2 protein-coding genes and 1 pseudogene are annotated in these 7,543 nt (G+C 73.9%); all 3 read right to left on the minus strand.

All coding sequences use genetic code 11. From position 1 onward, the window contains the following. Positions 1-1,646, minus strand: a 1,646-nt coding sequence (locus BFF77_RS24190) for a hypothetical protein (protein ID WP_066953373.1), incomplete at its 3' end; no start/stop codon positions are given. Next, positions 1,643-6,070 (minus strand): hypothetical protein, encoded by a 4,428-nt coding sequence (locus BFF77_RS24195; RefSeq protein WP_066953376.1) that lies wholly within the window; start codon positions 6,068-6,070, stop codon positions 1,643-1,645. The genes BFF77_RS24195 and BFF77_RS24190, both read right to left, overlap by 4 nt. Continuing rightward, positions 6,067-7,543, minus strand: a pseudogene (locus BFF77_RS35830) (hypothetical protein); the annotation flags it as partial. The pseudogene BFF77_RS35830 and the gene BFF77_RS24195, both read right to left, overlap by 4 nt.

The following is a 7,543-nucleotide window of genomic DNA, read 5'->3' on the forward strand; positions in this document are numbered from 1 at the left end:
GCGTCCTCCTGCCGGACGGTGTGCTCCAGTACGTCGAAACGGACTCCGCTCGAACCCTCGCCCGAGCCGGGGCCCCTGGTCCGCCCCAGCCACAGGACGGTGGAGCCGCCGAGCCAGCGCGCAAGCTGCCAGCGCCGGGTGACACGGGCTCCGGAGCCGGTGATCTCCTCGTCGGGTACGTCCATCGGGCGGCCCGGGTCGAGGATCCTGGTGCGGGCGGTGGCGCCGAGCCGTCGCAGCAGCGTCCGGCCGGGATGGGCGGGGTCGGGTACGGGCAGCAGCGGTACCCAGTGCGGGGGTTCGGGGGTGTGCAGCCGGTAGCGCAGAGGCGCGCTGTCCGGCGTGGCCGGTGCCCGCGGCGGGGCGGACGCCGTGGTGCCCGCCCGCAGGTCGACGCTGTGTCCGGTGACGCTGGTGGTGCTGTGCTCGACGGCCCAGGCCAGGTTCGCGGCCTCGTCCCGCAGCAGCAGTACGTCCTCCACCGGTTCGCCGGCCAGGCTGTCGACGACGGTGGGCAGGGTGACGAGCAGGTCCGCGGCGTCGGTGCGGCCTTCGACGGAGGGCCGGAAGAGATTCCACTCCGGTCCGGAGGCGGGGACCAGGAGCTGTTCGCCGAAGGTGTCGGTCACCACGACGGAGGTGACACGGGTGATCGCGCCGACGGGAAGGTCGACGGGAACGAGGAAGTAGTCGTTGCCGTAGGTGGCGGCGTATTCGGCCGTGAGCATCCGGGCCAGGTCCGTCGGCTCGGCCTCGATGCCGCCCCAGTGCACCCGGGCGTCCTCCATCTCCCACCAGCGCGGTGCGGGCATCCCCGGGTAGGCGGCGACGGCGGGCAGGACGGTCCTGGTGAGGTCGACGGCCCCGGAGGGGGCGTCGAGCGAGTCGCCCGGGCGTACGTCCAGGTGGTACCAGTCGAGCCGGTCCCCGTCGTATTCCCGGGCGGTGAGCACGGTCTCGCCGACGCCGTCCCTGGCGGAGACGGCGAAGGCGTACTCGAAGCGCTCGCGGTTCCACGCCCGGTCGGCGGGCGCGGCGGAGGTGGGCAGTCCGGCCAGTTCGCGCCACATCGCGGTGGCCCGCTCGATCTGGAGCAGATAAGGGGTGACGACGGGGATCCGGCTGGGCAGTGGGTGGGCGGCGAGGTCCTTCCACAGTTCCAGACCGTCGGGACAGCGGCCCGCCATGACGGTCAGATATCCGGCCGTCGTGTCGTCCACGGCGTCGCCGGGGCGGGCGGTGAGCGGGTAGTTCTCGACGGCGAGTTCGATCGCGTATTCGGCTCCGGCCTCGCGCAGGCAGCGCACGTACTCCTGACCGAGTTCGGCGGCGTGCCGGAAGTCCCAGGCGAGCTCGGCGGGTTCCCGCTCGACGAGGGCCTCCAACGGCACGCCCCGGTCGATGTCGACGGCGGGTCCCGGAGTGCCTCCCTCGCCGCGGTAGCGGGTCAGCGGCGCGCTCTGGGCCCGGACCCTGACGGAGACCGGGGAGCCGGTGTCCTCGCCCCGGAATTCGTCCACCTGCCACTGCCGGCTCAGCAGCCACAGCGGATCGGCGATTCGGGCCTGGAGTCCGGGCGCCATGTCGGCGGACCGGGTACGCGGCTCCAGCCGGGTCCAGGAGGTGATCGACGGGGCCTGGGTCATCGCTGCTCCTGGAGGGTGCGGTCCTGGGCGGTGGCGGGGCGCAGATCGGTGGAGACGGTCTGTCCGTCCACGTTGAGACCGAGGTAGAGCGCCGGGAGGAACTGGCCGGCCCGCTCCAGCAGATCCGTGTCCACGGCCCGGTACTGGACCATGTCCATGGTCTGGAGCAGCAGCCGTTCCAGTGCGGGTGCCGCCCATGGGGAGCGGTTCGAGGGCACGGCGAGCAGAACGGTCTGCGGCGGGCTCGCCGCCGGCGCGTCGTACTCGACGGCCAGGGCGGCCGTCTCGCGCTCCTCGGGGACGGTCTCGACCCACTCGTCCACGGCGAGTCCGCTGAGCGGTGCGGCCGGGTCGAGCCGGCCGTCGGCGGAGCTGACGGCCACCGTCAGGGAGAGCCGGGCGGGCTGGTCGGGGTCCTGTTCGCGTGGGGCGCCCCACCAGCGGTCCCCTGGCGTGTGGGGGAGCTGGGCGATGCGCAGCAGGGCCCGGGGGTCGGTCCCGGGCGCGGCCGCGAGCGGTGCGTCCAGCGCCTCGGCGAGGTCGGCGGCCTCCTGCCAGCGGGCGACTCCGGAGCGTACCCGGGCGTGCTGGCGCAGCCAGCGGTGCGGGTGTCCGGCGGGGCCGCGTACCGCGTCGCTCGCGGCGAGCGCCCGGGCGAGTTCACCACCGGGCCGGTCACCGCCCGGCTGTTCACCGTCCGGCTGTGGCACGAGAAGGGGCAGGACGGGCAGTTCGGGGTCGAAGAGGGTCTGGATGCGGTGCCGATGGTGCTCCAGTTCCGCGGCCGGGGTGCGTTCGTCCGCGGGGCGGGCGGCCCAGGCGGCGGTCAGCGCGTCATGCGCGCCCAGCCTGCTGCCGAGCAGATCCAGCGCGCGGCCCACCGCCTCGGCCACGCTCTCCGCCTCACCGGGCCGTCCGGCCGGTGGTGGCAGGACGTCCGCCACACCGATCCCGGAGGCCATGGTCAGCCCGGTCCTGCGGGTGTCCTGCCCGGGTGCGGTCAGGGCGCCGATCGTCCTGCGGACATGGTCCAGCGCGTAGTCGGCGCGATTGACGGTGTCCTGGTTGTGAACCAGGTACGCGGGGTCGCCGCCCGCTTCGGAGAGGTCCGCGGGCTCCAGCGGCCGGGAGCGGTCGAGCAGGTCCCGTACTCGGGACACCGCGGCCAGGAACTCCGGCACGCTCACCGTCTCGGCGGTGTGGGCGGGCGTCCGCCCGAAATCCAGCCGCAGGGTCCAGTCGCGGCCGTCCGGGCGGCGGCCCTCCCAGGCGGCATTGATCAGGCGCCGCTCCAGCTCGTGGTCACCGGGCGCGAGACCGCGCGGCTTCATCATCACGTGGTCGATCGCCGCGAGGCCGAGGTGGTCGAGGGAGATGTCGTTGGTGATCTCGGTCCCGTCCGGGGCGGTCCAGCGCAGTACGCAGCGCACTCGCCCCGGCCCGGGCAGCAGGGTGTTGCAGATCGCGTCGGCCTGCGCGGCGACGAGGAAGCGGGGCTGAAGTGCCAGTGAGGGGTGCCAGTTCCGCCCGTCCACCGTCCCTCCGAGGTTGCCCGCGACAAGCAGCCTGCTGGTCAGCGCGGTGCCCGAACGGGGACTGCGGCAGAACTCCAGCTCGGGCCCGCGCTCTCCCCGTGACAGGGCGTCGAGCGCCACACCGGCCCGCTCGGGCCTGCCTTGCACGACGTGATGGACCCCCTCGGCGAGCAGGGCGTCGTGTACGGCGTCGAGTTCGTCGGCGAGCGTCGCCAGGATCCGGGTCAGGGCCCGCTGGTCCGCGCTGCCCGTGGCGGGGAGGGCGGGCGGCGCGGGCAGCCCCGGCCGGACGGGTCCGGGCGCGGGACCGCCCCAGGGCAGCCCGTCCCCGGTGTGGCGGTGGTGCAGTGCAAGCCCGTCGACGACCGTACCGGCGAGCAGGGTGCTGTCCAGGTCCCCTTCCGGGTTGGCCCTGGTCGCCCTCAGCGGTGCCAGCGCGCGGAACGTGGGCAGGAAGCGGTCGAGCAGCCCCCCGGACTCCTCGTGCAGACGGCGTTCGAAGCGGCGTCCGAGCTGAACGGAGAGCGGCTGCCCCTCGTTCACCCCGGCGATCAGTGTCCTGGCGGTACGGACCCTGCGTGACGACAGGTCCAGGGCCAGGGCCTCGCCGTGGTTGCGGTGGGCGCTGCGCAGTACGGCGGCCGTGGTGGCCTGCGGTACGGACGGCGCGAGGACATAGCCGTTGCCCTCGGGCGCCTGGTGGAGGACGGCGCCCGGTCCGACGGGCTCATGGGGCGGTGGTGACGCGACCTCACGGTCCCGGCCGCTGCCCGGTCGCAGATCGAGGGCCCAGCCGTACGCGCCGACATGGACGCCCTCGGGGTTGAGTCCGCGCAAAGTGGCCAGCCGTCTGGTCGCGAACCCGGTGAACCAGGCGTCCAGCCGGTGGCCGGACAGCCCCAGGGCGCCCGCCAGTTGCCGTTCGATGTCCTCGGCGGGCAGTGCGGCCAGGGTGCTGAGAGCTGTTCGGTACTCGCGCGGCGACGCGGTTCTGGGATCGCCGGAGGGTGCTGTCAGCAGGGCGTCGACGGTGGTGCCGGTTTCGCCGGGTACGGCCGTGGCCAGCCGTCGGGCCAGGGTGTCGCTCTCCACGCCTTCCTCGACGTCGATCAGCTGGGGTTCCACCGGCACGGGCACGCCGAGTATCCGGGCCGCGGCCCGGGCGTGCTCCAGGAGCAGTCCGGCCCGTGCCAGGTGGTGCAGCAGGGTCGTGCCCGGCCGGACGGTCCCGTCGAGCAGGTGGGAGGGACTCAGACCGGGCCGGGCGAGTTCGGTGAGGTAGGCGCCGTCGCCGGCGAAGGGATCAGGCACTTCGAACGAACCGCTCCCGAACACGGCGGTCGACAGGGGAACCTCGGTGGGCAGCCGCAGGCTCCGCAGCAGCGTGCGGGGCGCGGTGAACAGTTCCCGCTGCCAGTCACGGCCGAGCCGCAGCCGGAGGAACCGCCACAGCCGGTCGACGTACTCGGAGCCCAGAACGCTCCGTGCCTCGATCCCGGTGGGGTGGGCGTGGACGCCCAGCAGTTCCACGAGGTTCTGTTCGGAGGTCGCCGACGCCCGTCCCATCCGGGGGACCGAGCCCACCGAAGGCCGCCAGAGCTGTGTCCGCAGCCGGCACAGCAGGGCCAGCCCCGCCCGGTCGTCGGGCTCGCCGAGCACCGGCGCGTAGTCGTCGGTGCGCATGACCGGCAGCAGCCCGTACGGCTGATCGCCGATCCGCAGGGCCGTCAGCGGGCCTTCGGCACGGACGTGGTCGAGGAAGAAGGAGCGCATCCGGCTGTGTCCGTCGGCGGTGACCGCTCCGGGCAGCAGATGTTCGAGGAAGTATCCCCAGGTGGCGGGCCAGAGCACCGTTTGCACGGCCCGGGCGGTGTCCGACTCGCGGCCGTCGGCGTGCGCGGCACGGGCCAGCGCGCCGGGCGCGGCCGACCGTGGCGGCCTGCCGCGTACGGCTTCCAGGGCCGTGCCGGCGGTCAGGCCGAGTGCCCGGGCGGTGCGGTCGGCGTTGTGACCGGGCGGCGGTGCCGTGTCGTCGTGCCAGACGGGAATGCCGCTCTCGGTGGTGTCATGTCCTGAGCGCACATCGCCGGTGTTGTTGGTCGGTGTGCCCGGTACGAGATGTGCCAGGCCCTCGGTGGCGGCATGGGCCTCCAGCAGATCGGCCAGGCGCGCTCCCCCGGTGGCCGGTTCGGTACCGGTCGCGACGCCGAAGACCATCAGCCGCTCGACACCGGCGCGCAGTGTGCCGTGCAGGGGCAGGGTGACGGCCATCCCTGCCTCGACGGCCCGACCGTAGTCGGCGAGCCAGGAGGTCTCGGGATCGAGGGGGGCCAGATCGTCCGGCAGCCCGTCGGCCGTACTCCCCGGGTGCAGGCCGACGACCAGGTCCGGGCGTACGGGCCCGCCGACCGCCTCGGCCCGGTCCGTGGAGGTGACGGCGACCACATGCCAGCGGCTCGGCAGGGCGCGGGCCACCGCCGCCCGGGTCCACGCGGCGGGCTTGGTCCGTGGGGCCGGGAAGGCGGGCGGGTGCGGCAGCGGGGCGTCCTCGGCGAGCGTCCGGGCGGGCCGTCCTGCCGGATCGGGCTCCATGACGCGTGCCACCCAAGTGGCGCGGGCCGCTCCCAGTTCGGCGGTGAGCCGGGCGAACGCCCGCTCCCGGCGCCGGGTGTCGTCGGCGGCGCGCCACGCCTCCTCCCAGTATTCGCGCCCGGCGGCGATCTCCGCCTCGGTCAGCTCGGGCTCATGGGTGTCGATGTGCAGGACGTCCGGGAAGATCCGTACCCGAAGGAACTCGTGCGGGCCTCCGGTGAAACGTGTCTCCACGCGTACCGGCAGAAGGGCGATCGGGTAGTCGGCGGAGAGGGTCCAGGCGGCGGGTGTGGTCATGTCGGATTCGCCTCCGTGTCGATCAGCTCGCGGGCGTGCAGCGCCAGCAGGACCGGCTGCTGCAGGGAGGCGAGGGCGTAGTGGGCCGAGTTCTGCGGGTCGGCGGGCTCGGTGCCGCCGTCGTCGACGCCGAAGCGCAGGGCGGAGGGCTGCTCGCGGAAGGTGAAGTACCAGCCCGCGTCCTCGCCGGCACCGCGCGCCTGGGCCGCGGTCCTGGCGAAGCAGAACAGCCGGACGCCGTCGTCGAAGTCCGCGGTGAACCGCGGCAGCGACTCCTCGGCGGGCTCGGCGAACCGGCGCCCGGTCCGGGTGCCGTCGGTCCAGGCCGCCCGGCGCATGGTGACCGGTGTGCCGGGACAGCGCCGGAGCAGCTCCCCGCGGAGCAGGAGGACCAGCATGCCCTCGCCGGGAGCTCCGACGGAGGCGGCATGGGTGCCGAGTTCGCCGGCCGTCCACGCCCCGATGGCCGGGATGTCGGGGCTCGCGTCGCCGGAGCCGTCCGTACGGTCCCAGAAGTGGCGGAAGAAGGTGGTGGTGCGGTCCACCGGGATTCCGCGCCAGAGCAGTTCACGGGCCAGCTCGCCGTTCATGCCGGCCAGGAACGCCTCCATCACGGCCGGATCGGTCTCCAGGACGGTGACGGTGTCGGGCGGAATCCGTCCGGCTCCGGCCAGCAGATGTTCCTCCCCCGCCTGCCGCAGCAGCACGTAGGTGGGCGCGGGGAATCCGATGTCCGCCACCAGGCTGCCCAACTGGTCCGATTCGACAGGCAGTTGGGAAACGTTCAGACCGAGTGTGTCCAGGGTCCGGGTGGTTACGGTCCTCCGCGGGTCGAGGGCGGTCCGTACGGCGTCGGCGACGCCCGCCAGCGGGACCGCCCGGGCGGGCGGCTTGTGGGTCAGCCGCTGGAAGGCGGCGACCACTGTCTGATGACGCTGTGCCGCGGTGACGAACCGGGTTCCGGCCGCGTCCCTCCGGGCCACCAGGGCCGGATCGAGATCGGCGACCGCGAGGGCCGCGCCCCCGCTGCTCCAGTCCCCCCAGGACGGCAGTGTGACGTCCTCTCCCCACCAGTCGGGTTGCGCGTCACCGTCCAGGTCGAAGCCGACGCGTACGACCGCCCGGTCCTCGTCGGTATGGCTCTCCAGACGGAGAACGACGAGGTCGGGCCGCCGGCTGCCGGTGAAGTCGGCCACCGCGACACCGATGCCGTGATGACGGACCTGACCGGTGCCGCCGACCGTGCGGGGCGCTGTCCAGCCGCCGCGGATCAGTCCGCGCCGGTTGAGCTGCCGCCCGACCCGGTACGTCAGCCGGTCCGCTCCGCCGGTCTCCTCGGCGGTCATCACGAGCAGGTCGGCGCGGTCGTCGTCCTCGACCAGGTCGACCACGGCGATACCGAGGCCGCCGACCGGTCCTGTGGGGACGTTCTCCACGGTCCTGGGGAGCCCCCAGCCGTTCCCCACCGCGCCG

This window comes from Streptomyces lushanensis, from assembly GCF_001700515.1.
Taxonomy (GTDB): Bacteria; Actinomycetota; Actinomycetes; order Streptomycetales; family Streptomycetaceae; genus Streptomyces; species Streptomyces lushanensis.